Here is a 23,963-nt window from a genome sequence, read left to right on the forward strand (position 1 = left end):
TTCGGTCAGCGTCAGGCAGATTAGTCCGCGCCCGTGCTTGGCCATGAAATTGATGTGCTCGGGCGTGACGAACTGCGCGCCGAATACGAGGTCGCCTTCATTCTCGCGGTCTTCCTCGTCCACCAGTACCACCATCTTGCCAACGCGGATATCCTCGACGATTTCGGCAATCGGGCTGACGGTCATACGTTTTCCTGTTCCCACTCCTGCATGCGGTCGACGTAGCGTGCAATCAGGTCGACTTCCAGATTGACCTTGGCGCCCGCGTTTAGTTGCTTCAGCGTCGTCATCTCCAGCGTGTGGGGGATGAGGTTGATGGTAAATTCGTCCCGCAACACGGTGTTGACGGTAAGGCTAACGCCGTTGACCGTGATCGAGCCTTTCATTGCAATGTAACGCGAAAGCGCATGCGGCGCGCGAATAGCCAGCAGCATGCAGTCGCCCACGGCATCGAAGCGCGTCACTTCGCCGATGCCGTCGACATGGCCGCTGACCAGGTGCCCTCCCAGCCGATCCGCCAGGCGCAACGCTTTTTCCAGGTTGACCTCGCCGATGGCATTCAACCCGGCGGTGCAGCGCAGCGTTTCTGCCGACACATGCGCCTGAAACGCCTGCGCATCGTGCTCGACCACCGTCAGGCATACGCCATTGACGGCGATGCTGTCGCCCTGCGCCACGTCCAGCATATCCAATGCCCCGCTGGCTATGATAAGACGCACGTCGCCGCTTGAAGATGCGACATGCTCGATACGGCCTATGGCCTGAACGATTCCGGTAAACATGGCGGATATTTTAACAGACGTCACCCGATTAGCTTAGCCCGCCACACACAATAGCATTGAAGCGCTAATATCCGTTTAATTAGCCTCTACTGGAAAACGGGAATCGCGTACCGGTTCATGAAAATTCATCAGCTCACACCGGAAGAGGCGCTGGCCAGTCTCAATAGCTCCCCCAGCGGGCTCGCACCCGTCGAAGCGGCGCGGCGGTTGACCGAATATGGCCCCAACTGCGTCGACGAAATCCGTCGCGAACCCTTATCTCTGGGCTTCGCCAAGGAGTTCACGCATTTTTTTGCGCTGATCCTGTGGCTTGCCGCCGGGCTGGCGTTTTTCGCCGAACATCACGCCCCTGGCCAGGGCATGGCGACGCTGGGCTGGGCCATCCTCGGCGTCATCCTGATCAACGGATTGTTTTCGTTCTGGCAGGAATACCGCGCGGAGCAGGCCATCGCGGCCCTGCAGAAACTATTGCCGCCACAGGTGAAGGCCATGCGCGACGGAAGACTGGGGCTGATGGCCAGCGCCGGCCTGGTGCCGGGAGACATCGTGCTATTGCAGGAAGGCGACAATGTGCCGGCCGACTGCCTGCTGCTGGAATCCTTTGCATTACGGGTCAACAATGCCACCGTCACCGGCGAATCGCTGCCCAAAAGCCGCAACGCGCAGCCCTCTGCGGAGGAAGACCTGCTCAATGCGCGCAACGTGTTATTGGCGGGCACCACCATCGTGTCGGGCGAAGGCCGCGCGCTGGTGTTTGCCACCGCCATGCATACCGAATTCGGCAAGATCGCCCATCTCACCCAGACCACCGGCGCCACGCTGTCACCGCTGCAACGGGAAATCGTCCGCTTAAGCCGGCTGGTGGCGCTGCTGGCGACGCTGCTGGGCGCTATCTTCTTCCTGATCGGACGCGCCATGGGCTTGCCGTTCTGGGAATGCCTGCTGTTCGGCATAGGCATCATCGTCGCCAACGTACCGGAAGGGCTGCTGCCGACGGTGACGTTATCGTTGGCGATGGCGACCCAGCGCATGGCCAGGCGCAATGCGCTGATCCGCCACCTGCCGTCGGTCGAGGCATTGGGCGCGGCAACCGTGATATGCACCGACAAGACCGGAACCCTTACCCAGAACCGCATGCAAGCGCATATGCTATGGCTGGGCGGCGAACTGCTGCCGGCAGCGGCCGTGGCCGGCAATCCGCAGCCCGGCACGGCTTATCGCGCCCTGTTCGAAGATGCCGCGCTATGCCACAACCTCAAGCAAAGCAGCGGTACCTGGCTGGGCGACCCGATGGAAGTGGCGCTGGTGGAGTTGGCTCAGACCGGGCTGGGTGCACTGCCAACGTATCCGAAAATCGACGAAATTCCGTTCGGCACCGACCGCAAACGGCTTTCCACGGTGCATCAAGCCCAAGACGGCAACATACTTTACTGCAAGGGTGCGCCGGAAACGGTGCTGCCGCGCTGCACCCGGATCCAGACCGACAGCGGCATCCTGCCGCTGGATGACAAATGGAAAAAACGCATACTGGCGGCCCAGGACATCATGACCGGCCAGGGGCTGCGCGTATTGCTGCTGGCCTGGCGCGGATTGCAGCCCGAAAACCATGCGGAGCGCGAGCAGGACATGGTGCTGGCCGGCCTGGTCGGGCTGGCCGATCCGCCGCGGCCCGAAGTGCCGGAGGCCATCCGCAAGTGCCGCGAGGCCGGCATCAAGGTCATCATGGTCACCGGCGACCATCCGCATACCGCGCTCGCCATCGCGCGCCAGATCGGCCTGGTGGCATCGGCAGCTCCCAGCGTGATTACCGGCGACGGCCTCAAACACTTGTCCAACACCCAGTTGCAGATCGCGCTGGACGCGCAGGAAATCCTGTTCGCCCGCGTCGGGGCCGATCAGAAAATGCGCATCGTGCAGGCGCTGAAACGCAAGGGCCACGTCGTCGCGGTGACCGGCGACGGCGTCAACGACGCCCCCGCGCTGAAAGCCGCCGATATCGGCATCGCGATGGGGCTCTCCGGCACGGACGCAGCCAAGGCGGCGGCCGACATGATCCTGCTCGACGACAATTTCGCCAGCATCGTCGCCGCCATCGAGGAAGGACGGGCGGTATTCGACAATATCCGCAAGTTTCTCAGCTACATCCTCACCTCCAACATCCCGGAACTGGTGCCCTACCTGGCGTTCGCGCTATTCAGGATTCCGCTGCCGCTGACCATTATCCAGATTCTGGCGGTCGATCTCGGCACCGACATGCTGCCGGCGCTGGGGCTGGGCGCGGAACCGCCCGCGCCCGACATCATGCAGCGCCCTCCGCGTCCGCGCCGCGAACGCTTGCTGAACTGGGGAATATTGCTGCGCGCCTATTGTTTCCTGGGGATGATGGAAGCGTTTGCCGCGATGGCGCTGTTCCTGGGGGTGCTGCACGCGGCAGGCTGGCATTATGGCGAAGCGCTGGCGCACGGGTCCGCGCTCTATATGCAGGCGACCGCAGCCACCTTGAGCACGATCGTGGTGATGCAAATCGTCAATGTCCTGCTGTGCAAACACCCAAGCCAGCCGTTGTGGAAAGCCGCGCCGTTCGGCAACCGGCTGATACTGGCCGGCATCGCGCTGGAGATCGTATTGATCGCACTCATCGATTACACCCCGCTGGGCAACCGGCTGTTCGGCACCGCGCCGCTCCCGGCTGCGGCCTGGCTGACGATGGTGCCGTTCGCCGCCCTCATGCTGCTTGCCGAGGAAGCCCGCAAGCACTATCTGGCCAGGCCTTCGGTCCAGCGCGTGTAGACCGCCTGCGCCACCGCATTGAGCGCGGGGATGCGCGCAGGCAGATCGCGCTGCATTTCGTCCAGCGCTTGCACGCCCGGGCTGGCGGCGGCCTGCAACGCCTCCTCCGCACCGACACGGCACCACTCGCGCACCATGTCCGCGGTCATTTCGATATGGCACTGAAAGCCCAGATGCTTGCCGAGCGCAAACGCCTGGTTGCTGCAGTACGGACTGGACAGGATGCGCACGGCCCCCGCCGGCAAGGTAAAAGTCTCGCCGTGCCAGTGAAACCCCTGGAATTCCCTGACGGCGCCGAACCAGGCCGCCGCCTCGGCGCCACCCTCCACCGCAAGCCGGCCCCAGCCGATCTCCTTGACCGGATTGGCCGCTACGCTGCCGCCCAGCGCCTTGGACATGAGCTGTCCGCCCAGACAATGGCCCAGCACCGGGATGCCGGCTGCCACGGCGCCGCGGATCAGCGCCAGCACCGGTGCAATCCATGGCAGGTCGTCGTTGACGCTCATTGGCCCGCCCATGAATACCAGACCGCTGAATTCCCGGCACGCCGCCGGCAAGGGGTCTCCGGCATCGATGCGAATCAGGCGCCAGGGAAGCTCGCGACTATCGAGAAATTCTGCCAGATAACCTGGACCCTCGGTGCGGGCATGGCGGAAAATGGCGACGGGTTTCATGGGTTGACGATCTCCTTGTATTGTCCCGGCTCCAGGCCGTCTAAAGTATGGCGCCCGATGGCGTAGCGGATCAGGCGCAATGTGGGAAAGCCCACCTTGGCCGTCATGCGCCGCACCTGGCGGTTCTTGCCTTCCTTGATGACAACTTCCAGCCACGCGGTAGGGATGGCCTTGCGTTCCCGAATCGGCGGATTTCTCGGCCACAACCCCGCCGGCTCTGCCATGACGCGGACTTTAGCGAGCTGCGTGACGAAATCGCCCAGGTCTACGCCGCCGCGCAGCGGCTGCAAGTCGGCGTCGGACGGCGCACCTTCCACTTGCACCCAGTAGGTCTTGGGCAGTTTGTGGCGCGGATCGGACAATCGATGCTGCAAGGCCCCGTCATCGGTTAAAATAAGCAATCCCTCGCTGTCGGTATCCAGCCGCCCCGCCGCATAGACTCCCGGAACCGGAATGTAGTCCTTGAGCGTCGGGTGCGACTCGTGCTTGCTAAACTGGCAGGCGACGCCGTAAGGTTTGTTGAACAGAATTAACATTCAGGAGCTCAAGCAATATGTCGCAAAAAATCACAGAGCCGTCAACCGGCGAAAAAATTACGGCGCCGTCGCACGGCGGGAAGATTAAAGTCCCGACCGACGGCGCAAAAATCACCGTTAACCCCGACAACAGCCTCAACGTGCCGGATCGCCCGATTATCCCATTTATCGAGGGCGACGGCATCGGCGTCGATATCACCCCGCCGATGCAGCGCGTGGTGGACGCGGCCGTAGCCAAGGCTTATGCTGGCCGCCGCTCGATCGCCTGGATGGAAGTCTATGCCGGCGAGAAATCGCTCAAGGTGTACGGCGACAACGTGTGGCTGCCGGAAGAAACCATGCAGGCGGTGCGCGACTACGTGATTTCGATCAAGGGCCCGCTGACCACACCGGTGGGCGGCGGCATCCGCTCACTCAACGTCACCCTGCGCCAGGAACTCGATCTCTACGTCTGCCTGCGGCCGGTGCAGTACTTCAACGGCGTGCCCAGCCCGGTCAAGCACCCGGAAAAGACCGACATGGTGATCTTCCGCGAGAACACCGAGGACATTTATGCCGGCATCGAATGGGCCGCCGGCACCGACGAAGTCAAAAAAGTCATCACCTTCCTCTCCGACATGGGCGTGCGCAAGAAGATCCGCTTCCCCGATTGCTCCGCGATCGGCATCAAGCCGGTGTCGGTGGACGGCAGCAAACGCCTGATACGCAAAGCCATCCAGTATGCCATCGACAACGGCCGCAAGTCGCTGACCATCGTGCACAAGGGTAACATCATGAAGTTCACCGAAGGCGGCTTCAAGAGTTGGGGCTATGAACTGGCCAAGCAGGAATTCGGCGCGGTGGAGATCGACGGCGGGCCGTGGTGCCGGCTTTCTAGCGGGTTGGTGATCAAGGATTGCATCGCCGACGCCTTCTTGCAGGAGATTCTGCTGCACCCGCAAGACCACGACGTGGTGGCAACCCTCAACCTCAACGGCGACTATATCTCCGACGCGCTGGCGGCGCAGGTCGGCGGCATCGGCATCGCGCCGGGGGCTAATTTGTCGGATACGGTCGCGATGTTCGAAGCCACCCACGGCACCGCGCCCAAGATCGCCGGCAAGGATATCGCCAACCCGAGCTCGCTGATCCTTTCCGCCGAGATGATGCTGCGCCACATGGGCTGGGTGGAGGCCGCCGACCTGGTGCTGAAGGGCGTGGGCCGTGCAATCGAGGCCAAACGCGTGACCTACGATTTTTCCAGCCAGATGCAAGGCGCGACCCAGGTCGGCTGCTCGCAGTTCGGCGAGGAAATCGTCGCCAACATGTAATAGCCGTCGACGCGGAAGGGCCGGAATTCGGCCCTTCCGACTTAAATGATTTGCATATTCGAATATTCATCACGGTTCTTTACAAAACAAGGACCAAAGTGCATTATTCAAAGCACCTTCATAATTGACTGGCAGCATACAGAACAGCCACCCGCATGGCCGCGACAAGCACACCGATCAAGCTGGGGGGACTCGCCCGCACACTGGTTCAGGAAAAGCTCCTGACCGAGGACGAGGCCGAAGCCATCCAGAAGCAGGCGAACTCGCATAACCTGCCTTTTGTCACTCAAGTTGCGACGAGCAAAAAACTCACCCCCTTGCAGGTCGCTGAAACGGCTGCCGCTGCTTTCGGTTTTCCGCTGTTCGACCTCGGTACGATCAATCAGGATTTCCTGCCGAAAGCCATAGACATCAAGCTGCTGCAAGCTTCCCGCGTACTGGGCCTGCAACAGCGCGGCAACACCTTGTTCGTCGCATTGTCCGACCCCACCAACCTGCACGCGCTCGACGACGTGAAGTTCCAGACCGGCATGGCGCTGTCGCCGGTGGTGGTCGAGGACGACAAGCTCGGCAAATTGATCGACAAGGTCGTCGAGCAGCGGGATACCAGCCTGAAGTCGCTCGCGGTCGACGACGATATCGACCTCGACATCCAGCCCGATGCGCAGGAAGAAGCCGACACGGCCGTTACCGAAATCGATGATGCGCCGGTCGTTAAATATATACACAAGATGCTGCTGGATGCGATCAACATGGGCGCTTCCGACCTGCACTTCGAACCTTATGAAAAGTTTTACCGCATCCGCTACCGGGTCGACGGCATCCTGCGGGAAATCGCCCAACCGCCGCTGGCGATCAAGGAGAAGATCGCTTCGCGCATCAAGGTGATTTCCAGCCTGGATATCGCCGAAAAGCGCGTCCCGCAGGACGGCCGCATGAAACTGGTGCTGTCCAAGAACCGCTCGATCGACTTTCGCGTCAGCACCTTGCCACTGATCAACGGCGAAAAAATCGTGATGCGTATCCTGGACCCGACCAGCGCAACGCTGGGGATCGAGGCGCTGGGATACGAACCGGAGCAGAAAGCGGCGCTGTTGAGCGCAGTCAGCCGCCCCTACGGATTGGTGCTGGTAACCGGGCCCACGGGGTCGGGCAAGACCGTATCGCTGTACACCTGCCTCAATATCCTGAACGATCCGGGCGTCAATATTTCCACCGCGGAAGACCCGGCGGAAATTCCGCTGGCCGGCATTAATCAGGTCAATGTGAACGACAAGCAGGGACTGACCTTTGCCGCTGCATTGAAATCCTTCCTGCGGCAAGACCCGGACGTCATCATGATAGGCGAAATCCGCGACCTGGAAACGGCGGACATGGCCATCAAGGCGGCATCGACCGGGCATATGGTGCTGTCGACATTGCACACCAACGATGCGCCATCGACGCTGACGCGCCTGGTCAATATGGGCGTCGCGCCGTTCAACATCGCTTCTGCGGTAAGCCTGATCACCGCGCAACGCCTGGCGCGCCGGCTGTGCAAGAACTGCAAGCAGCCGATGGAGATTCCCCGGGAGGCTTTGCTGCGGGCCGGCTTCAAGGAAGATGAGCTGGACGGCAGCTGGCAGCCTTACGGCCCCAGGGAAGGGGGCTGCGAAATGTGCAACGGCGGATACAAGGGCCGGGTGGGTATCTACCAGGTTATGCCGATCAGCGACGAAATGAGCCGCATCATCATGAAAAGCGGCACCGCTCACGACATCGCCGACCAGGCCCAGCGCGAAGGCGTCCGCGACCTGCGCCAGTCGGGATTGCTCAAGGTGAAACAGGGGCTCACCTCGCTGGCCGAGGTGGAAGGCTGTACCAATGAATAAGCGGGGTTAGTCAATGGCAGAAAAAAATACAAAAGAGGCGACCTTTCTTTGGGAGGGCACCGACAAAAAAGGCAAGAAAATCAAGGGAGAGATGAAAGCCAGCGGTGAAGGCTTTGTCAACGCCACGCTGCGCCGCCAGGGCATCACCGTCCTCAAGATCAAGAAACAGAGCGCCTTCAATAAGGGCGGCGGCAAGGTCACGGCCAAGGACGTCACACTGTTTACCCGACAACTGGCGACCATGATGAAAGCCGGCGTGCCGCTGCTGCAGTCCTTCGACATCGTCGGCAAGGGCCACAGCAACCCGGCGGTCGCCAAGCTCTTGGGCGACATCAAGGCCGACGTGGAAACCGGCAGCAGCCTATCCCAGGCATTCCGCAAATATCCGCTTTATTTCGACAATCTCTACTGCAATCTGGTCAATGCCGGCGAACAGGCAGGCATTCTCGATTCCCTGCTGGACCGCCTGGCGACCTATATGGAAAAAACCCAGGCCATCATAAGTAAGATCAAGTCCGCGCTGTTCTACCCGGTCTCCATCATTGTGGTGGCTTTTGTCATCACCGCAGTGATCATGATTTTCGTCATTCCCGCGTTCAAGCAACTCTTCTCCAGTTTCGGCGCCGATCTTCCCGCGCCGACGGTATTGGTCATGACCATATCGGACTACTTCGTCAAATACTGGTGGGCGATTTTCGGCACAATTGGCGGCGGCGGCTGGTTCTTCTTCTACACTTGGAAACGTTCGGCAAAAATGCAGGCGACGATGGATCGCCTGATGCTGAAACTGCCCATTTTCGGCCATCTCGTCAAAATAGCCACCATCGCCCGCTTCGCCCGCACGCTATCCACCATGTTCGCCGCCGGCGTGCCATTGGTGGATTCGCTGGATTCAGTCGCCGGCGCCGCCGGCAACCGGGTTTACTATGACGCCACCAAGCGCATCCAGAGCGAGGTCAGCACCGGCACCAGCCTGACGGTGGCGATGCAGAACACCGATGTCTTCCCCAACATGGTGTTGCAAATGGTCGCCATCGGCGAGGAATCGGGCGCATTGGACTCGATGCTGTCGAAAGTCGCGGACTTTTACGAGGGCGAAGTGGATGACGCGGTGGAAGCCCTGTCCAGCCTGATGGAGCCTGTCATCATGGTGGTGTTGGGTACGCTGATCGGCGGTCTGGTGATCGCGATGTACCTGCCGATCTTCAAGATGGGCCAGGTAGTCTAGGCAGCCGCCCGAGAACGACCGTTACTTCTGGATGCCGCCCAGCGCCTTCTCGATATCCTTGCTGGGATATGCCCCCAGCATGCGCTTGCCGTCGGCAAAAATGAGCGTCGGCGTGCTGGTGATGCCAAGCTTGCGGCCCAGTGCGGCAACCTTATCCAATGGCGTATTGCAGCCGGCGCTACCTTTGACCAGCTGTCCATTCAGAACCCAGTCCTGCCATGCTTTCACCCGGTCAGGCGCGCACCAGATGGCCTTGGACTTGTTGGCCGCATCCGGATGCAAGCCTTCCAACGGGTACAAAAACGTATAGATGGTCACATCGGTGAGCGACGCCAATTCCTGCTTTTCCAGTTTTTTGCAGTACGGGCAATCGGGATCGGAAAATACCGCCACCTTGCGGTTGCCGTTGCCGCGCACCACCTTGATGGCCTGCTCCAGCGGCAGCGCATCGAAATCCACCTTGGTCAGTTCGTCCATGCGGCTCGCGGTCAGGTCTTTCCTGGTTCTGGCGTCGATCAAGCGGCCTTCGGCGATAAAATAAGTGAAGTTATCGTCGGAATAAAAAATCTGTCCTTCAACGAATACTTCATAGAGTCCGGGATACGGCGTTTTGCTGACGCTTTCCACCTTGGCCTTGGGGTAGATCGCCTGGAGGGCTTTGCGGATAGCCGCTTCATCGGCGCAAGCGGTAATGGCCGCGCTCATCAGCAAGAGAGCGGCAGCGATATTTTTCAGCATGTGATTCCTTTTAAACTCAAACAATGGCACGCGCCATCAGCCGGCGCTTCAAAGAAGTAGTCCGATCGGTTAATGCAAGGCCGGTATTGCGCAGCCAGCCCAGCCATGGCCCATCGTTATTGAACAGTTTCTGCAAGCCCGTGGTCACGGCCTGCATGGCGAGAATATCAGCTTTGCGCGCACGCTCATAGCGACGCAACAGCAGGCGATCACCCAGGTCGCGCCGCCCGCGATCAAGCAGTGTCACCGCCAGCGTTTGGACATCGCGGAAACCAAGATTGACGCCCTGGCCGGCCAACGGATGCACCTGATGCGCGGCGTCGCCCACCAGCGCCAGCTTAAGATCCATCACCGCGTCGTTGCGTTGCAAGCGCAGCGGAAACGCCGCCGGCGGCGTGACCAGCCGCAACATGCCAAGCGCATGCTGGCCGGCTTGCGCGACGCTTTCGCAAAAAGCGCGCGCATCCAGCTGGAGCAAGGCGTCGGCGCGCTCCTCGAAAGCAGACCAGACCATGGAAATTCGATTACCGGGCAACGGCAGCCACGCCAGGATGCCGTCCCGCAGAAACCACTGGCGCGCAATGCTATCGTGCGCTTTTTCGGTTTCGAAATTGGCCACCACGGCCAGTTGCCTGTAAGGCCATGTGGTTACATCTATCCCCGCCTGCCGACGCACCCACGAGCCGCTACCATCGGCGCCGACGATCAGCTGCGCCCGCAGTTCCCGTCCATCTTCGAGCCCCAGTCTGGCGCTATCGACGGACAATTGCAGCGTTGCGCAACGGGCCGGACACACCAGATCGACGTTCTCCTGCCGTTGCAGCGCCTGCCACAGGCCGTCCTGCAACAAACGGCTCTCGACGATGCAACCCAGTTCCGCCACGCCGGCTTCATAAGGATCGAATTCCAGCCGCGACTGTCCATCGTCGCCCCATACCGACATGGCATGAATGGGCGCGATACGCGAAGCATCCAGCGTATCCCAGACGCCAAGGCGGCGCAGGAAATCAACATTGCCGGGAGTAATCGCATAAATCCGCGGGTCCCAGCTGTCGTCCTGCGGCAAAGGCACAGGCGGCGCCTGCTCCACCAGCGCCAGCCGCAGCCCGCCCTGTCCCAAGGCCAGCGCCGTTGCCGCCCCTACCAGACCGCCGCCGACGACGATGACATCGAAGTCGTTCATCCGTTTGCTCCCAGACTCATCTTGCGTACGACGAAATCCCGTGCCGGCTCGCACAATTCCAGCATCGCCAGCGCCGCGCCCCGTGCGGCACCAAAGCCCGGCCAATCGTTGGAGAAGGTGCGCACCAGAAAATCGGTAAACAGCATGCCGCCGCCGGTATCCATGCGGCGGGTCTTCCGGTACCGGGCGAGCATCGCTGCGCTGCCAAGCTCCGCGACCGGCGTGGCCCGTATCAGGTTCGCCAGTTCCCAGGCGTCGCGCAAGCCCAGGTTGAACCCCTGCCCCGCCACCGGATGCAGCGTTTGCGCGGCGTTGCCGATCGCCACCAGATGTTGCGCCGTGTTGGGCCGCAGCCATGCCAGCTTGAGCGGGAACGCAGCGCGACCCGATACCCCGGTAAAATCTCCGACGCGGTCGCCAAAATGCACCTTGAGTTCCCGCAGAAACCTCGCTTCATCAAGACCGCACAGACGTTCGGCCGCGTCCGGCGCCGCCGTCCATACCAGCGCATAGACCCGCCCGTTCCCTGTTCCTTTCCATGGCAGCAGCGCAATCGGCCCCTGCGGGGTAAAGCGTTCAAAGGCCACGCCATCATGCGGCAGCTCGGCCTCCACCATCGCCACGACGGCACTCTGGCCGTATTCGCGTACCTGCCGATGCAATCCCGATATATTATCCAGGCTGCGTCCGCCGTCGGCGACCACGGCCAGCGCGGCTTTCATGCCGTGGTGTTCCCCACCGGACACGAACTCGACCTGGCAGCCATGGTCTTCGGGCGTCAACCGGCTGGCGCGCGCCCCGCGCAACACCGATACACCAGACCGCGCCAGGGCACGGTCTACCGCCACCGCCAGCGCGGCATATCCCACGACATATCCCAATGCGGGCCGGCCCGACTCCTCGGCCCGCAGCAAGGTGCGGCCGAACCGGCCTTGCTGCGAAATATGGATGGTGCGGATGGGCGTGGCTTCATCCGCCAGCTCCGCCCAGACACCGAGGCGCTGCAGGATAATGCGGCTGCCGTCCGACAGGGCTATCGCGCGCGGATCGCCGGGCGGTTCGGGATGTTCGCGCGCTTCCAGCACGACAACCTGCAGACCGCTATCGGCGAGTCCCAGCGCCAACGTGGCGCCGGCAGGGCCGCCTCCCGCAACCAGGATATCCGCGGTTTCACGCATGCCGCATGACATCCTCGATTTCGGCGACGGTTCTGGGCGCGCTGGTATAGACCTCGCAGCCGTCGGCCGTCACCAGCACATCGTCCTCGATGCGGATGCCGATGCCGGCCAGCGCCTCCGGGACGTCTTCCGCTGGGCGGATATAGAGCCCGGGCTCCACCGTCAGCGCCATGCCGGGCGACAGACAGGTCCAGGTTTCGCCCTGCTTGTACTCGCCGGCATCGTGCACATCCAGCCCCAGCCAGTGGCCGGTACGGTGCATGTAAAAACGGCGATAAGCACCGGACTCGATCATGCCGTCCACGCTACCGTCCAGCAGTTTCAGGTCCAGCATGCCCTGCACCAGTACTTTGAGCGCGGCGTCGTGCGGGTCCATGAAGTGATTGCCGGGCTTGACCGCATTGGCCGCCGCCTGTTGCGCCGCCAGCACGATCTGGTAGGTATCGCGCTGGGCCGGGCTGAAGCGTCCGTTAACGGGGAAGGTACGAGTGATGTCCGAAGCGTAGCCTTCGACCTCGCAGCCGGCGTCGACCAGCACCAGGGTGTTGTCGTTGAGCAGCTTGTCGTTGGCGACGTAGTGCAGCACGCAGGCGTTCAAGCCGCCGGCGACGATAGGCGTATAGGCATGGGCTTCGGAGCCGCGGCGGCGGAATTCATGGGTCAGTTCGGCTTCCAGTTCATATTCCGCCATGCCGGGCGCGCAGGCGTGCATCGCACGGGCATGGCCCGCGGAACTGATCGCCGCGGCACGCTTCATCGCGTTGATCTCATGCGCATCCTTGATCAGCCGCATACCATCCAACTGCGCCCTGAGATCGTGCAACCGGTGCGGCGCGCGCTTGCCGGCGCGGGATTGGGCGCGCACCGCATTGAGCGCGGCAGTGATGCGCGCATCCCATTCTGCATCGTGGCCCAGCGAATACCACAGTGAAGATCGATCTGCCAGCAGGTCGGGCAGCCTCTCCTCCAGTTCGTCGACGGGATGGGCCGCGTCGAAACCGAAACTGCTGCAAGCGCCGGCAGGGCCGTGGCGGAAGCCATCCCAGATCTCGCGTTCTTCATTCTTTTCGCGACAGAACAGGATGGATTGCGGCTCATTGCCGCCGATCAGCACCAGCACGGCCTCGGGCTCGGGAAAGCCGGTCAGGTACCAGAAATAGCTGTCGTAACGATATGGGTAGTGCGCATCGCGGTTGCGCACGCGTTCCGGCGCGGTGGGCAAAATGGCGACGCCATCGCCCAATGCCTTGATCAGGCGGGCGCGGCGCGAAGAATAGGGTTCATGTTTCATTTCACTTCTCAGCCGCAGATAAATGCAGATACACGCAGATGAGAAGGAGAGGTTTTATCTGCGTTCATCTGCGGTTAAATTAATTTGCTCCAAGCTCATGATCCAATTCGGCCAGCCGCTGCGGCGTACCCACGTCCACCCAGCGCCCGGCATAATATTCGCCTCCCACTTTGCCCGAACGCATGGCCCCGCGCAACAACGGGGCGAGCCTGGCCTTGGCGCCGGGGACGATGCCGGCGAACAGCGACGGGTGATAGATGCCGATGCCGCTAAAGGTGTGCAGCACATCGCCCTGCTCGCCGATGCGCTCGCCCGCCAGTGCAAAATCGCCGCCACCGTTATGCTCCGGGTTATCCACCAGCACCAGCCAGGCTAGCAGGCCCTCGGCAAGGCGGGGCTGCAACCGGCTGAAATCGTAATCGGTGAAAATATCGCCATTGACCACCAGAAACGGTTGATTACCCAGCAATCGCAACGCATTGGCAATGCCGCCGGCGGTTTCCAGCGCCTCGGCCTCCGGAGAATATTCGATGGACACGCCGAAACGCTCGCCGTTCCCCAGCGCCGCTTCGAGTTGCTCGCCCAAGTGGGCATGGTTGATCACCAGCTCGCGGAATCCGGCTGCGGCCAGACGCTCGATATGCCAGACGATCAGCGGCTTGCCGCCAATCTGCAACAAAGGCTTGGGCGTGCGATCCGTCAACGGCCGCATGCGCTCGCCGCGGCCGGCAGCCAGGATCATGGCTTTCATCGAGGTAATCTCATGTAAAACAGTTTTACCTACCTTTCAGAATGTGAGGCCGGTCTGCACTTGCCGGCTCTCCAGTTCGTCCAGAAGCCTTAACAGAGGCTTCAGCGCGATATAGCGCTCGCATGCCTTGCGCAAGTATTCCATCACCAGCGGCATGTCCTTGAGGTAGCCGTCCTTGCCATCGCGGTGGCATAGCCGGGCGAAAATGCCCAGCACCTTGATGTGGCGCTGTACGCCCATCCATTCGAAATCGCGGTAGAACTCGCCGAAATCCAGCGACACCGGCAGCCCGGCTTTACGCGCTTTTTCCCAATAGCGCACTGCCCAGTCCAGTACGCGCTCTTCTTCCCAGCGGATATAGGCATCCTTGAGCAAGGACACCAGGTCATAGGTAATCGCGCCGTACACCGCATCCTGGAAATCCAGGATGCCGGGGTTGGCACCCACGCCGTCATCGCAGATCATCAGGTTGCGCGAATGGTAATCGCGGTGCACATACACCTGCGGCTGCGCCAGAATATTGCGGTTGAGCAATATGAACGCATCCTCCAGCACCGCCTGCTGGGCTGCGGTCAGGGTCGCGCCCAGATGTTTGGCCACGTACCAGTCCGGAAACAGCCGCATCTCGCGCGTAAGCAGGGCCTCGTCGTAATCGTTTAGCACGCCAGGCCTGCTCGCCTGCTGAATTTTGACCAAGGCTGCGCCGGCATCGCGGTACAGGCGATCAGCGCTGGCTTCATCCAGGCCGGAAAGATAGGTGGTGGAACCCAGATCGCTGAGCAACAAAAAACCCTGATCGAGATCCTGCGCCAACACCTGCGGCACATGCACCCCTGCCGCGCCGAACAGTTCGGCCACGTGGATGAACGGCCTGCAATCCTCATGCTCGGGCGGGGCATCCATCGCGACCAACGTGCCGCCGTCCGCGAAAGTGATGCGGAAGTAGCGCCGGAAGCTGGCATCCGCCGAAGCCGGCGCCAGAGAGAAAGATTGCCCGGGATATTGCCGGGCGAGCCAGAGTTCGAGTTGTTTCAGGCGCTGCAAAATGATTTTCCGATTGAAATAATGTTGTAATTTAAATGTATTGAATAACTCTTTGCCGCCCAAGGAAAAACTCTTTCAATTGCTGCGCAAGGCAAGATTGGTGCGACTTTTGAGATGGCTTTGTAGTAGAATTTGAGCGATTTTATCATTACAAAAAACAAACTTGCCCGCCAATTTCGCGCCCATGACGATCGCCCGCTATACCTTGCTGGCAGTGCCATTATTTTGCGGCGCTGGAATATCCGCCCATGCCGCCGACATCGCGGCGGGAAACGGGGCCACCATCATCGATGCGATGCGCCTCGAAGTCTACCTCGACCGCGAGATGCGCGCCTTCGGCGACGCGGAGATCCAGCGCGACGGCCAATATATCTCGGGCGACCGCATCGACCTCAACACCGTCAATAATGAAATACATGCGACCGGCAATGTGCATGTAAAACAAGGCGACACCTTGGCGGAAGGGCCGGAGTTGAGGCTCAAGATGGATGAGCGCGAAGGCGAGATGACGGAGCCCGTTTTCCATATCGGCGGCGACGGCGAAAAAAAAGCGCGCGGCAATGCCAGCACCATCCTGTTTGAAGGCCCCACCAGGGAGCGGCTGAAGAGCGCGCGCTACACTACTTGCCCCGACGGCGTGAATGACTGGTTCGTGCGCGCCAACGAACTGGAAATCGACCACCATACCGAAACCGCCACTGCTACGCATGCCAGCATCGAATTCAAAGGAGTGCCGGTCTTATATACGCCGTGGATCGATTTTCCGTTCAGCAACCAGCGCAAATCCGGCCTGCTTACCGCCACTTACGGCACCACCACGCGCAGCGGTTTCGAGTTCACCCTGCCCTATTACTGGAATATCGCGCCCAACATGGACGCCACGATTACCCCGCGCTATCTCAGCAAGCGCGGTCTGCAATGGCAAGGGGAATACCGCTACCTGGATCCGGACTATAGCGGCATAGACCACGTTGAATTCCTGCCGAACGACGACCAGACCGGCAAAGACCGCTTTTACCTCAACCTTGCGCACAGCCAGACATTCGGCAACGGCTGGTCCGGTAACTTTCAGTTCGAGCGCGCGTCCGATCCCAATTATTTTTCGGACCTGTCGACCCACATCACCGTGACCAGTCGCGTGAATCTGCCGCAACAGGCCAACCTGCGCTACGACCAGGCAAACTGGCATTTTTCGGCGCTGGCGCAACAATTCCAGACCTTGGATAAAATTTCGTTCCCATACCAGCGCCTGCCTCAGCTGACGCTGGCGGGCCAGCAAAGCGTTGGCCCCGTGGATACCGCGCTGTGGAGCGAATTCGTGCGTTTCGAAAAAAACAGCGCTGCACCGCTCACCGTGGTCGGCAACCGTTTCACCGCCTACCCCAGCGTTGCCTTGCCATTGACTCAGCCTTACGGCTACATTACACCCAAGCTGGGCGTGCATTACACCAAGTATGATCTGGGCGGGAATACCGCTTTCACGAATGCCCGCAACTTGCCCGACAACTACCAATCCGACACCCGGGTTTTACCCATTTTCAGCCTGGACAGCGGCGTCTACTTCGATCGCGACATGCGCGTGGTCAAGAATATGTACACCCAGACCCTGGAGCCCAGGCTGTTCTATGTTTACATCCCCCACCAGGATCAAAGCCGGCTGGCCAACTTCGACACCGGCCTGAGCGACCTCAACCTGGCCACCATCTTCTCGGAGAACCAGTTTGCCGGCGGCGACCGCGTCAACGACGCCAACCAGGTCACTCTTGCGCTCACCAGCCGCCTGATCGACCAGAAAACCGGGGCACAACGCCTTTCCGCCACGATGGCGGAACGCTTTTATTTCACCGACCAGAAAGTGATCCTGCCGGGCGGCACGCCGCGCACCGGCATGCACTCCGATTTCCTCGCCGCATTGACCGTCCAGCTGATCAACGGCTGGAATGCCGATACGGCATGGCAATACAACACGGATACCAGTCAAACCGTCAAAGGCAATATTTCTGCACGTTACCAGCCGGAAGTCGGCAAGACGCTCAACTTGGCCTACCGTTTTACCCGCGACAGCCTGGAACAGATCGACGTATCCTCCGAATGGCCGCTGACCGGTAACTGGTACGGACTCGGGCGCATCAATTATTCGTTGCGCAACAATCCGCCTACCGATCGGCGCGGCCCGGTGGAATATATCGCCGGGATCGAATACGATGCCGGCTGCTGGCAAGGCCGCGCAGTCATGCAACGACTGCCGACCGTCAGCACCCCGTCAACGGTCAGCACCCCGTCAACGGTCAAATCCAACTACGTGTTCTTCATGCAAATCGAGCTTGGCGGCTTAACCAAGATCGGTACCAGTCCGCTGGAAGTTCTTAAACGCAATATTCCGGGGTACGTCAGCACCAGCCTGATCCCGGATAGTCCAAGGTGATATGAACCATATACGCACGCTCTTGCTCGCCAGCCTGTTGCTATCGGCATTGTTGAATATTTCCACGCCGTTATTGGCTGAAGAAAAAATCGTCGCGCTCGACCGCATCATCGCGGTAGTCGACAACGATGTCATTACCCGCAGCGAACTGGACGAACGCATGCGGCTCATCACCCAGCAACTGGAGAAGCAGGGCACGCCCCTGCCGCCGCGGGAAGCGCTGGAAAAACAGCTGCTGGAGCGCATAATTACCGATCGCCTGCAACTTGCGTTTGCGGCACAGACCGGGCTACGCGTGGACGACAACCAGCTCGATAAAACCATTGAGCGCATCGCCGACCAGAATAAGCTCGGCCTGACAGAATTCCGTAGCGCGCTGGAGAACGACGGCATCAGCTTCAAAAAATTCCGTGAGGATATCCGCCGCGAAATCGTGCTGGCGAGATTGCGCGAACGCGAAGTGGATAATCGCGTCACCGTTTCCGAAGCGGAGATCGATAACCTGCTGACCACTCAAACGGCGAGAGGCGCCGGGGACGACGAACTCGACCTCTCCCATATCCTGATCCGGGTGCCGGATCAGGCTGCGCCGGAGGAAGTGCAGAAGCTGCGGGCAAAAGCCGAGGATGCCTTGAAGAAGCTGCAGGGGGGTGCCGATTTTGGACAGGTATCCGCCGGCTTCTCCGATGCCCCCAATGCGATGGAAGGCGGCAAGCTCGGCTGGAAAAAGCTTTCCGAATTGCCCGATCTGTTTCAGGAGCCGCTCAAGGCACTTAAACCTGGGGAACTCTCGCCCCTGCTGCGCAGTTCCAATGGATTCCATATCCTTAAAGTCACGGATCGACATGGCAATACCATGCCGCTGGTCGTCCAGCAAACGCACGTCCGCCATATCCTGGTCAAAATCAGCGAAGTGCTGTCCGATGCCGATGCCGAGCATCGCATGAAAGATCTCAAGGAACGCCTGGACAACGGCGGAAACTTCGAAGAACTGGCGCGCCAATATTCCGAAGACGGCACCGCCAATAAAGGCGGCGACCTGGGCTGGCTCAGCCCGGGCGACACCGTGCCGGATTTCGAGAAAGCAATGAATGCGTTGCAGCCGGGAAAAACCAGCGAACCGGTTCGCTCGCCGTTCGGCTGGCACCTGATTCAGGTGCTGGAGCGCCGCAGCCAGGACATGAGCAAGGAATCCGCCCGCCTCAAGGCGCGCCAGGAAATCAAGGGGCGCAAGGCGGACGAGGCCTACCAGGATTGGCTGCGCGAACTGCGCGACCGGGCTTACGTCGAATACCGTCTTGAAGACAAGGAATAGCCCCCGCATCGCCCTCACCGCTGGCGAACCTGCCGGCATTGGCCCCGATCTCTGCGTGCTGCTGGCGCAGCGCCTGCCCGCGGCCGACATCACCGTCATCGCCGACCGCGGCCTGATCGAACGGCGCGCCCAACTGCTCGGCCTGTCGCTGGGCGGCCTCAACATCCGCCACATCCCGCTGCCCGCCCCGTGCACACCGGGCAAGCTCGACGCTGCCAACAGCCGCTATGTGCTGGATACGCTCACCTATGCCGCCCAAGGCTGCCTCGCCGGCGAATTCGACGCCATGGTCACCGCACCGGTGCACAAGGGCATCATCAACGACGCCGGCGTGCCTTTCACCGGCCACACCGAGTTTCTCGCCGAGCTTACCGGGACCAAACAAGTCGTCATGATGCTGGTCGGCGGCGGCATGCGCGTCGCGCTCGCCACCATCCACCTGCCGCTCTCCGCCGTACCGGACGCTATCACCCGGGATGGTTTGGAAACCACCCTGCGCATCCTGCACCGCGACCTGGTCAACCGCTTCGGCATCCCCCACCCCAGAATCTTTGTGGCCGGCCTCAACCCCCACGCCGGCGAAGGCGGTCATCTGGGCATGGAAGAAATCGACACCATCATCCCGGTGCTGGAGCAACTGCGCGCCGAAGGCCTCAACCTCACCGGCCCGCTGCCCGCCGATACCATGTTCAGCCAGCACAACCTGCAACACTGCGATGCCTTCCTTGCCATGTACCACGACCAGGGCCTCGCCGTGCTGAAACACGCCAGCTTCGGCGAAGGCGTCAACGTCACGCTGGGCATGCCGATTATTCGCACCTCGGTCGATCACGGCACGGCGCTGGATTTGGCGGGGACGGGCAAGGCGGATTGTGGGAGCCTTTATGCGGCGATTGAGTTGGCTTTAATCTTGGCTAAACATTAAGTAAACCAACAATGAACCGTGATTGGTTTGAAGGATGGCCGGGGCAATATCGGCGAATGTTGCGCTGGCGTGACCGCCTGAGCGAAGTCTATGGAAGCGACGACACCAATACAATTTACGATTTCATATATGCGTTTTTCCAAAGCTGCTATCACCTGCGAGATTGGTTGGTTTCTGACAATGTGGCTACAAAAGAAGAAATAACTGCTTTATTCAATTCATCAATCGAACTTCAGTTGTGTCGCGACATTTGTAACGCGACGAAACACTTACAGTACAACACTCCAAGCATCGATCCACGACCAAGAATCGGGAAAGAGTGGGATCCGTGGAAGAAGGAATCATATGGTTTGTATCTATACTCAGATAAGCGCAGACCGATTTCTGAACTGGTTCACGAATGTGTGACTACTTGGGATAAGTTTTTAGATGAAAAAGGACTCAAAGAAAAACTGACAACCTAAAAATGCCTCCCATACAAGACTTACACAATTACATTTCACATCTCCACGCCGATAGCATACTACCCACTCCCCCTGCTGCCGCGCCGAGCAGCACAGCCAAGCCGGGGAATTCGGCGAGGACTGTCTGAGGGCGTAGCCCGAGTTCCGCAGCCGCCCGGCTTGGCGCGCAGCGCAGGGAACCCCGTAGGGGCGCGGCAGGGGGTGCCCTTCTCTTCGGTTACCTTCTCTTGGGCAAGCAAGAGAAGGTAACTCGGTCGTCGGCCGAGACCGACGGTTTTGATGTTTAAAAGGAGCTGGATGGCCGCTGCGCTTCGCTTGCTCGAAACTCGCCTAATCTGACCTGCTCCCCACCGGCTCCCCACCTGCCCCTCACCCCAGCCCTCTCCCGCAAGGGACGAGGGAGCAAATCACTGGATTCCGGCTCAAGGCCGGAATGACGATGTCTCCTTCGTCCAGTAGAATGCCGCCATGAAACATCTCCCCAAAAAACGCTTCGGCCAGAACTTCCTCAACGATCCCGACATCATCCGCGCCTTGGTGGCAGCCATCCGCCCCGAGCCCGACGACCTGATGGCCGAAATCGGCCCTGGCCTGGGCGCACTCACCCAGCCGCTGCTGAAAACCCTGCACCATTTGCACGCAGTGGAACTCGACCGCGACATCGTGGCCTGGATGCAAAGCCACTACCCGGCGGACAAGATCACCATCCACAACGCCGATGCGCTGAAATTCGATTTCTCCACGCTGGGCAATAAGGTGCGCGTGGTCGGCAACCTGCCCTACAACATCTCCACCCCCATCCTGTTCCACCTGCTGGACAGCGTCGCCCACATCGCCGACATGCATTTCATGCTGCAAAAGGAAGTGGTCAAGCGCATGGTGGCCGAGCCTTCCACTGCCGCATACGGGCGACTGTCGGTGATGCTGCAATACCGGCTGCAGATGGAATACCTGTTCACCGTGCCGCCGGAAGCCTTCGACCCCGCACCCAAGGTGGAATCGGCCTTCGTGCGGCTGGTGCCGCACGAAGCTCCGCCGCATCCCGCCAACAACGAAAAGCTGTTCGGCAAAGTGGTAACCGCCGCCTTCTCGCAGCGCCGCAAGACGCTGCGCAACACGCTCAAGGGCTTGCTCGACGACGCCGGTTTTGCCGCGCTGGATATCGACCCGCAATTGCGCGCGGAAAATCTGAGCGTGGCCGAGTTTGTCGCCATTGCCAATTATCTGGCCTGATATAATTCGGGAAATTAATCTAGGGAGAAAGCATGAGACTGATACTTCTAGGCGCCCCCGGCGCAGGCAAGGGCACCCAGGCCAATTACATCAAAGAGAAATTCGGCATTCCGCAGATTTCCACCGGCGACATGCTGCGCGCCGCAGTCAAGGCCGGTACGCCACTGGGAGTTGCCGCGAAGCAGGTGATGGATGCGGGCGGCCTGGTGTCCGATGACATAATCATCGGCCTGGTGAAGGAGCGCATCAAGGATGCCGACTGCGCCAACGGCTTCCTGTTCGACGGTTTTCCACGCACCATTCCGCAAGCCGAAGCGATGAAGGACGCCGGCGTGGGCATCGATTACGTGGTGGAGATCGACGTCGACGATGCCGAGATCGTCAAGCGCATGAGCGGTCGCCGCGTGCACCAGCCTTCCGGCCGCACCTATCACGTCATCTTCAATCCGCCCAAGGTGGAAGGCCGCGACGACGCCACCGGCGAGCCGCTGATCCAGCGCGACGACGACCAGGAAGAAACCGTGAAGAAGCGCCTCGACGTATACCACAGCCAGACCAAACCGCTGGTGGATTACTACGCGAACTGGGCCGCCAGCGGCAAGCCGGGCTCGCCCAAACACGTCAGGATTGCCGGCGTGGGCTCGGTGGAAGATATCCGCGACCAGATTTTCACGGCGTTGAAATAAGCAGTGGACAGTGATCAAACGGGAGGCGGCCGCCTCCCGTTTTTATTTATCCCTATCTGAACTGTGTACCCTTCTGGATGAACTCGATCTTGTAGCCGTCCGGGTCTTCGATAAACGCGATCACCGTGGTACCGTGCTTCATCGGCCCGGCTTCGCGCACTACCCTGCCGCCGGCCTTACGCACGCCTTCGCAAGCCCGGTAGGCATCGTCCACTTCGATCGCGATATGGCCGAAGGCGTTGCCGAGATCGTAGCCGGCGGTGCCCCAGTTATAGGTGAGTTCCAGCACGGTATGGTCTTTTTCACTGCCATAGCCGACGAATGCCAGCGTGAATTTGCCGTCCGGATAGTCCTCGCGGCGCAGCACCCGCATTCCCAGCACTTCGCTATAGAAGCTGATCGAACGATCCAGGTCGCCGACCCGCAACATGGTATGTAGCATACGCATGATTTCCCCTTTGTGGTTGCTTGGCAAGAATCTTACCGGATTAGCCCCGAGACAGGAATGACGGCAGAATAGCGGCATGGGGTTCTTCAGCAACTGGCGCCGCAAGCGCATTTTAAGACAATATCCGATCGCAGCGGCGGAGTGGCAGGCTGCCGTTGCCAATCTGCCGCTGCTGGCCGGGCTGAATGCGGCGGAGCTTGTACGCCTGCACGAGCTGGCGACGCTGTTCCTGCACGAAAAAAGCCTGGAAGCGGTGCAGGGATTGGAACTCACCGATGCCATGCGCCTGGATCTCACCGCCCAGGCGGTGCTGCCTATCCTCAATCTCGGCATGGATTGGTACGGCGGCTGGGTGTCGGTGGTGCTGTACCCGGACGAATTCGCCTCGCGCCAGGAATGGACCGACGAGGCCGGCGTGGTGCACGCCCGGCGCGAAATCCGCAGCGGCGAGGCGTGGGAATATGGGCCGGTGGTGCTGTCGTGGGCGGATGTCGCGGCTTCCGGCAACGGCGACGGCTACAACGCGGTGATACACGAAATGGCGCACAAGCTGGACATGAGCAACGGCGCAATGGACGGCTGTCCGCGCTTGCATGGCGGCATGCGTGCGGCCGACTGGCGCGCCGCCTTCAAACCGGCATATGCGGATTTCTGCCGGCGCGTGGACAATGGCGAAGATACCGCGCTCGACCCCTACGCGGCGGAGGCGCCGGAAGAATTTTTTGCGGTGATGAGCGAAGTGTTTTTCGAGCAGCCGATGCTGCTCAGACAAGAATACCCGGCGGTTTACGCCCAGCTGGCAGCGTTTTACCGGCAGCAGCCGAACCGGCTATGATTGTGCGGCAAGGCGCTCGTACTTGCGCATCAACTCGTCCCGGCTTTCGCGAATGCCGGGATGGGGAATGATGCAATCGATCGGGCATACCTCGACGCATTGCGCTGTGTCATAGTGCCCGACACATTCGGTGCATTTGTCGGGATTGATCTCGTAGATCTCCTCCCCTTGCGAAATAGCCCCGTTGGGGCATTCCGGCTCGCATACGTCGCAGTTGATGCATTCGTCAGTAATCAATAAGGCCATAAGTCTTTCA

Annotated in this window: 23 protein-coding genes; 11 read left to right on the forward strand and 12 right to left on the reverse strand. The window is 60.5% G+C overall.

Annotated features, from left to right (window positions below):
• Nucleotides 1-186: 3,4-dihydroxy-2-butanone-4-phosphate synthase (locus VGK14_RS07435; protein ID WP_331508353.1), on the reverse strand; the 186-nt coding region annotated here is incomplete at its 3' end.
• Complete coding sequence (locus VGK14_RS07440) at nucleotides 183-782, reverse strand: riboflavin synthase (protein ID WP_331508354.1); 600 nt, start codon at nucleotides 780-782, stop codon at nucleotides 183-185. The genes VGK14_RS07440 and VGK14_RS07435, both read right to left, overlap by 4 nt.
• A gap of 117 nt (nucleotides 783-899) precedes the next feature.
• On the opposite strand from VGK14_RS07440, the gene VGK14_RS07445 reads away from it, so the two are divergent.
• Nucleotides 900-3,572 (forward strand): cation-transporting P-type ATPase, encoded by a 2,673-nt coding sequence (locus VGK14_RS07445; RefSeq protein WP_331508355.1) that lies wholly within the window; start codon nucleotides 900-902, stop codon nucleotides 3,570-3,572.
• Here the strand turns inward: VGK14_RS07445 and VGK14_RS07450 are convergent.
• Both VGK14_RS07450 and VGK14_RS07455 read right to left on the reverse strand, forming a co-directional pair.
• Nucleotides 3,539-4,246 (reverse strand): type 1 glutamine amidotransferase, encoded by a 708-nt coding sequence (locus VGK14_RS07450; protein WP_331508356.1) that lies wholly within the window; start codon nucleotides 4,244-4,246, stop codon nucleotides 3,539-3,541. The two genes, VGK14_RS07445 and VGK14_RS07450, sit on opposite strands and share 34 nt — an antisense overlap.
• Nucleotides 4,243-4,782 carry a pseudouridine synthase gene (locus VGK14_RS07455; RefSeq protein ID WP_331508357.1) on the reverse strand — a complete coding sequence of 180 codons (540 nt, stop codon included), beginning with the start codon at nucleotides 4,780-4,782 and terminating at the stop codon, nucleotides 4,243-4,245. Before VGK14_RS07455 ends, VGK14_RS07450 begins: the two co-directional genes overlap by 4 nt.
• A gap of 17 nt (nucleotides 4,783-4,799) precedes the next feature.
• On the opposite strand from VGK14_RS07455, the gene icd reads away from it, so the two are divergent.
• The 3 genes from icd (at nucleotide 4,800) to VGK14_RS07470 (ending at nucleotide 9,191) form a co-directional block, all read left to right on the forward strand.
• Nucleotides 4,800-6,092, forward strand: a complete 1,293-nt coding sequence (gene icd, locus VGK14_RS07460; RefSeq protein ID WP_331508358.1) for an NADP-dependent isocitrate dehydrogenase — start codon at nucleotides 4,800-4,802, stop codon at nucleotides 6,090-6,092.
• A 155-nt stretch (nucleotides 6,093-6,247) separates the two neighbouring features.
• A complete protein-coding gene (pilB, locus tag VGK14_RS07465) occupies nucleotides 6,248-7,963 on the forward strand; it encodes a type IV-A pilus assembly ATPase PilB (RefSeq protein WP_331508360.1) in 1,716 nt (571 codons plus the stop codon).
• A 13-nt stretch (nucleotides 7,964-7,976) separates the two neighbouring features.
• The gene (locus VGK14_RS07470; RefSeq protein WP_331508361.1) at nucleotides 7,977-9,191 is read left to right on the forward strand and encodes a type II secretion system F family protein; all 1,215 of its coding nucleotides are present in this window, start codon (nucleotides 7,977-7,979) and stop codon (nucleotides 9,189-9,191) included.
• 21 nt (nucleotides 9,192-9,212) lie between these two features.
• Here the strand turns inward: VGK14_RS07470 and VGK14_RS07475 are convergent, their stop codons facing one another.
• The 6 genes from VGK14_RS07475 to VGK14_RS07500 all read right to left on the reverse strand — a co-directional run bounded on the left by VGK14_RS07475 (nucleotide 9,213) and on the right by VGK14_RS07500 (nucleotide 15,376).
• The gene (locus VGK14_RS07475) at nucleotides 9,213-9,929 is read right to left on the reverse strand and encodes a DsbC family protein (protein WP_331508362.1); all 717 of its coding nucleotides are present in this window, start codon (nucleotides 9,927-9,929) and stop codon (nucleotides 9,213-9,215) included.
• Nucleotides 9,930-9,945: 16 nt separating this feature from the next.
• On the reverse strand, nucleotides 9,946-11,112 hold the full coding sequence (locus VGK14_RS07480; protein WP_331508363.1) for a UbiH/UbiF family hydroxylase: 1,167 nt from the start codon (nucleotides 11,110-11,112) through the stop codon (nucleotides 9,946-9,948).
• Nucleotides 11,109-12,290, reverse strand: a complete 1,182-nt coding sequence (locus tag VGK14_RS07485) for an FAD-dependent monooxygenase (protein ID WP_331508365.1) — start codon at nucleotides 12,288-12,290, stop codon at nucleotides 11,109-11,111. The genes VGK14_RS07480 and VGK14_RS07485 overlap by 4 nt, the downstream gene beginning before the upstream one ends.
• Nucleotides 12,283-13,581, reverse strand: a complete 1,299-nt coding sequence (locus VGK14_RS07490) for an aminopeptidase P N-terminal domain-containing protein (RefSeq protein WP_331508366.1) — start codon at nucleotides 13,579-13,581, stop codon at nucleotides 12,283-12,285. The genes VGK14_RS07485 and VGK14_RS07490 overlap by 8 nt, the downstream gene beginning before the upstream one ends.
• A gap of 79 nt (nucleotides 13,582-13,660) precedes the next feature.
• Nucleotides 13,661-14,332: an N-acetylmuramate alpha-1-phosphate uridylyltransferase MurU gene (gene murU, locus VGK14_RS07495; RefSeq protein WP_331508367.1), complete on the reverse strand. Its 672-nt coding sequence runs from the start codon at nucleotides 14,330-14,332 to the stop codon at nucleotides 13,661-13,663.
• A 36-nt stretch (nucleotides 14,333-14,368) separates the two neighbouring features.
• Nucleotides 14,369-15,376 carry an aminoglycoside phosphotransferase family protein gene (locus VGK14_RS07500; protein WP_331508368.1) on the reverse strand — a complete coding sequence of 336 codons (1,008 nt, stop codon included), beginning with the start codon at nucleotides 15,374-15,376 and terminating at the stop codon, nucleotides 14,369-14,371.
• A 184-nt stretch (nucleotides 15,377-15,560) separates the two neighbouring features.
• Here VGK14_RS07500 and VGK14_RS07505 point away from each other — a divergent pair, with 184 nt between their 5' ends.
• From VGK14_RS07505 to adk, 6 genes are all read left to right on the forward strand, one after another.
• Complete coding sequence (locus VGK14_RS07505) at nucleotides 15,561-17,801, forward strand: LPS-assembly protein LptD (RefSeq protein ID WP_331508369.1); 2,241 nt, start codon at nucleotides 15,561-15,563, stop codon at nucleotides 17,799-17,801.
• Nucleotide 17,802: 1 nt separating this feature from the next.
• Nucleotides 17,803-19,116 carry a peptidylprolyl isomerase gene (locus VGK14_RS07510; RefSeq protein WP_331508370.1) on the forward strand — a complete coding sequence of 438 codons (1,314 nt, stop codon included), beginning with the start codon at nucleotides 17,803-17,805 and terminating at the stop codon, nucleotides 19,114-19,116.
• Nucleotides 19,100-20,041: a 4-hydroxythreonine-4-phosphate dehydrogenase PdxA gene (gene pdxA, locus VGK14_RS07515; protein WP_331508371.1), complete on the forward strand. Its 942-nt coding sequence runs from the start codon at nucleotides 19,100-19,102 to the stop codon at nucleotides 20,039-20,041. The genes VGK14_RS07510 and pdxA overlap by 17 nt, the downstream gene beginning before the upstream one ends.
• A gap of 11 nt (nucleotides 20,042-20,052) precedes the next feature.
• Complete coding sequence (locus VGK14_RS07520) at nucleotides 20,053-20,505, forward strand: hypothetical protein (protein WP_331508372.1); 453 nt, start codon at nucleotides 20,053-20,055, stop codon at nucleotides 20,503-20,505.
• Nucleotides 20,506-20,973: 468 nt separating this feature from the next.
• Nucleotides 20,974-21,738 carry a 16S rRNA (adenine(1518)-N(6)/adenine(1519)-N(6))-dimethyltransferase RsmA gene (rsmA, locus tag VGK14_RS07525; protein ID WP_331508373.1) on the forward strand — a complete coding sequence of 255 codons (765 nt, stop codon included), beginning with the start codon at nucleotides 20,974-20,976 and terminating at the stop codon, nucleotides 21,736-21,738.
• A 32-nt stretch (nucleotides 21,739-21,770) separates the two neighbouring features.
• On the forward strand, nucleotides 21,771-22,424 hold the full coding sequence (gene adk, locus VGK14_RS07530) for an adenylate kinase (RefSeq protein WP_331508374.1): 654 nt from the start codon (nucleotides 21,771-21,773) through the stop codon (nucleotides 22,422-22,424).
• A gap of 52 nt (nucleotides 22,425-22,476) precedes the next feature.
• Here adk and gloA read toward each other — a convergent pair whose 3' ends face one another.
• Nucleotides 22,477-22,872 (reverse strand): lactoylglutathione lyase, encoded by a 396-nt coding sequence (gene gloA, locus VGK14_RS07535; RefSeq protein ID WP_331508375.1) that lies wholly within the window; start codon nucleotides 22,870-22,872, stop codon nucleotides 22,477-22,479.
• Nucleotides 22,873-22,948: 76 nt separating this feature from the next.
• On the opposite strand from gloA, the gene VGK14_RS07540 reads away from it, so the two are divergent.
• Nucleotides 22,949-23,707 carry a M90 family metallopeptidase gene (locus VGK14_RS07540; protein ID WP_331508377.1) on the forward strand — a complete coding sequence of 253 codons (759 nt, stop codon included), beginning with the start codon at nucleotides 22,949-22,951 and terminating at the stop codon, nucleotides 23,705-23,707.
• On the opposite strand, the gene VGK14_RS07545 is transcribed toward VGK14_RS07540, so the two are convergent.
• Nucleotides 23,702-23,953 carry a YfhL family 4Fe-4S dicluster ferredoxin gene (locus VGK14_RS07545; RefSeq protein WP_331508378.1) on the reverse strand — a complete coding sequence of 84 codons (252 nt, stop codon included), beginning with the start codon at nucleotides 23,951-23,953 and terminating at the stop codon, nucleotides 23,702-23,704. The two genes, VGK14_RS07540 and VGK14_RS07545, sit on opposite strands and share 6 nt — an antisense overlap.
• Between the last annotated feature and the right edge of the window lie 10 nt (nucleotides 23,954-23,963).

The sequence above is a fragment of the Novimethylophilus sp. genome (genome assembly GCF_036504375.1).
Taxonomy (GTDB): Bacteria; Pseudomonadota; Gammaproteobacteria; order Burkholderiales; family Methylophilaceae; genus Novimethylophilus.

Excerpts from the sequence above, each read along its gene's own strand:
- VGK14_RS07440 (WP_331508354.1), bottom strand. The coding sequence starts at position 782 with ATGTTTACCGGAATCGTTCAGGCCATAGGCCGTATCGAGCATGTCGCA.
- VGK14_RS07445 (WP_331508355.1), top strand. The coding sequence starts at position 900 with ATGAAAATTCATCAGCTCACACCGGAAGAGGCGCTGGCCAGTCTCAAT.
- VGK14_RS07450 (WP_331508356.1), bottom strand. The coding sequence starts at position 4,246 with ATGAAACCCGTCGCCATTTTCCGCCATGCCCGCACCGAGGGTCCAGGT.
- VGK14_RS07455 (WP_331508357.1), bottom strand. The coding sequence starts at position 4,782 with ATGTTAATTCTGTTCAACAAACCTTACGGCGTCGCCTGCCAGTTTAGC.
- icd (WP_331508358.1), top strand. The coding sequence starts at position 4,800 with ATGTCGCAAAAAATCACAGAGCCGTCAACCGGCGAAAAAATTACGGCG.
- pilB (WP_331508360.1), top strand. The coding sequence starts at position 6,248 with ATGGCCGCGACAAGCACACCGATCAAGCTGGGGGGACTCGCCCGCACA.
- VGK14_RS07470 (WP_331508361.1), top strand. The coding sequence starts at position 7,977 with ATGGCAGAAAAAAATACAAAAGAGGCGACCTTTCTTTGGGAGGGCACC.
- VGK14_RS07475 (WP_331508362.1), bottom strand. The coding sequence starts at position 9,929 with ATGCTGAAAAATATCGCTGCCGCTCTCTTGCTGATGAGCGCGGCCATT.
- VGK14_RS07480 (WP_331508363.1), bottom strand. The coding sequence starts at position 11,112 with ATGAACGACTTCGATGTCATCGTCGTCGGCGGCGGTCTGGTAGGGGCG.
- VGK14_RS07485 (WP_331508365.1), bottom strand. The coding sequence starts at position 12,290 with ATGCGTGAAACCGCGGATATCCTGGTTGCGGGAGGCGGCCCTGCCGGC.
- VGK14_RS07490 (WP_331508366.1), bottom strand. The coding sequence starts at position 13,581 with ATGAAACATGAACCCTATTCTTCGCGCCGCGCCCGCCTGATCAAGGCA.
- murU (WP_331508367.1), bottom strand. The coding sequence starts at position 14,332 with ATGAAAGCCATGATCCTGGCTGCCGGCCGCGGCGAGCGCATGCGGCCG.
- VGK14_RS07505 (WP_331508369.1), top strand. The coding sequence starts at position 15,561 with ATGACGATCGCCCGCTATACCTTGCTGGCAGTGCCATTATTTTGCGGC.
- VGK14_RS07510 (WP_331508370.1), top strand. The coding sequence starts at position 17,803 with ATGAACCATATACGCACGCTCTTGCTCGCCAGCCTGTTGCTATCGGCA.
- VGK14_RS07520 (WP_331508372.1), top strand. The coding sequence starts at position 20,053 with ATGAACCGTGATTGGTTTGAAGGATGGCCGGGGCAATATCGGCGAATG.
- rsmA (WP_331508373.1), top strand. The coding sequence starts at position 20,974 with ATGAAACATCTCCCCAAAAAACGCTTCGGCCAGAACTTCCTCAACGAT.
- adk (WP_331508374.1), top strand. The coding sequence starts at position 21,771 with ATGAGACTGATACTTCTAGGCGCCCCCGGCGCAGGCAAGGGCACCCAG.
- gloA (WP_331508375.1), bottom strand. The coding sequence starts at position 22,872 with ATGCGTATGCTACATACCATGTTGCGGGTCGGCGACCTGGATCGTTCG.
- VGK14_RS07540 (WP_331508377.1), top strand. The coding sequence starts at position 22,949 with ATGGGGTTCTTCAGCAACTGGCGCCGCAAGCGCATTTTAAGACAATAT.
- VGK14_RS07545 (WP_331508378.1), bottom strand. The coding sequence starts at position 23,953 with ATGGCCTTATTGATTACTGACGAATGCATCAACTGCGACGTATGCGAG.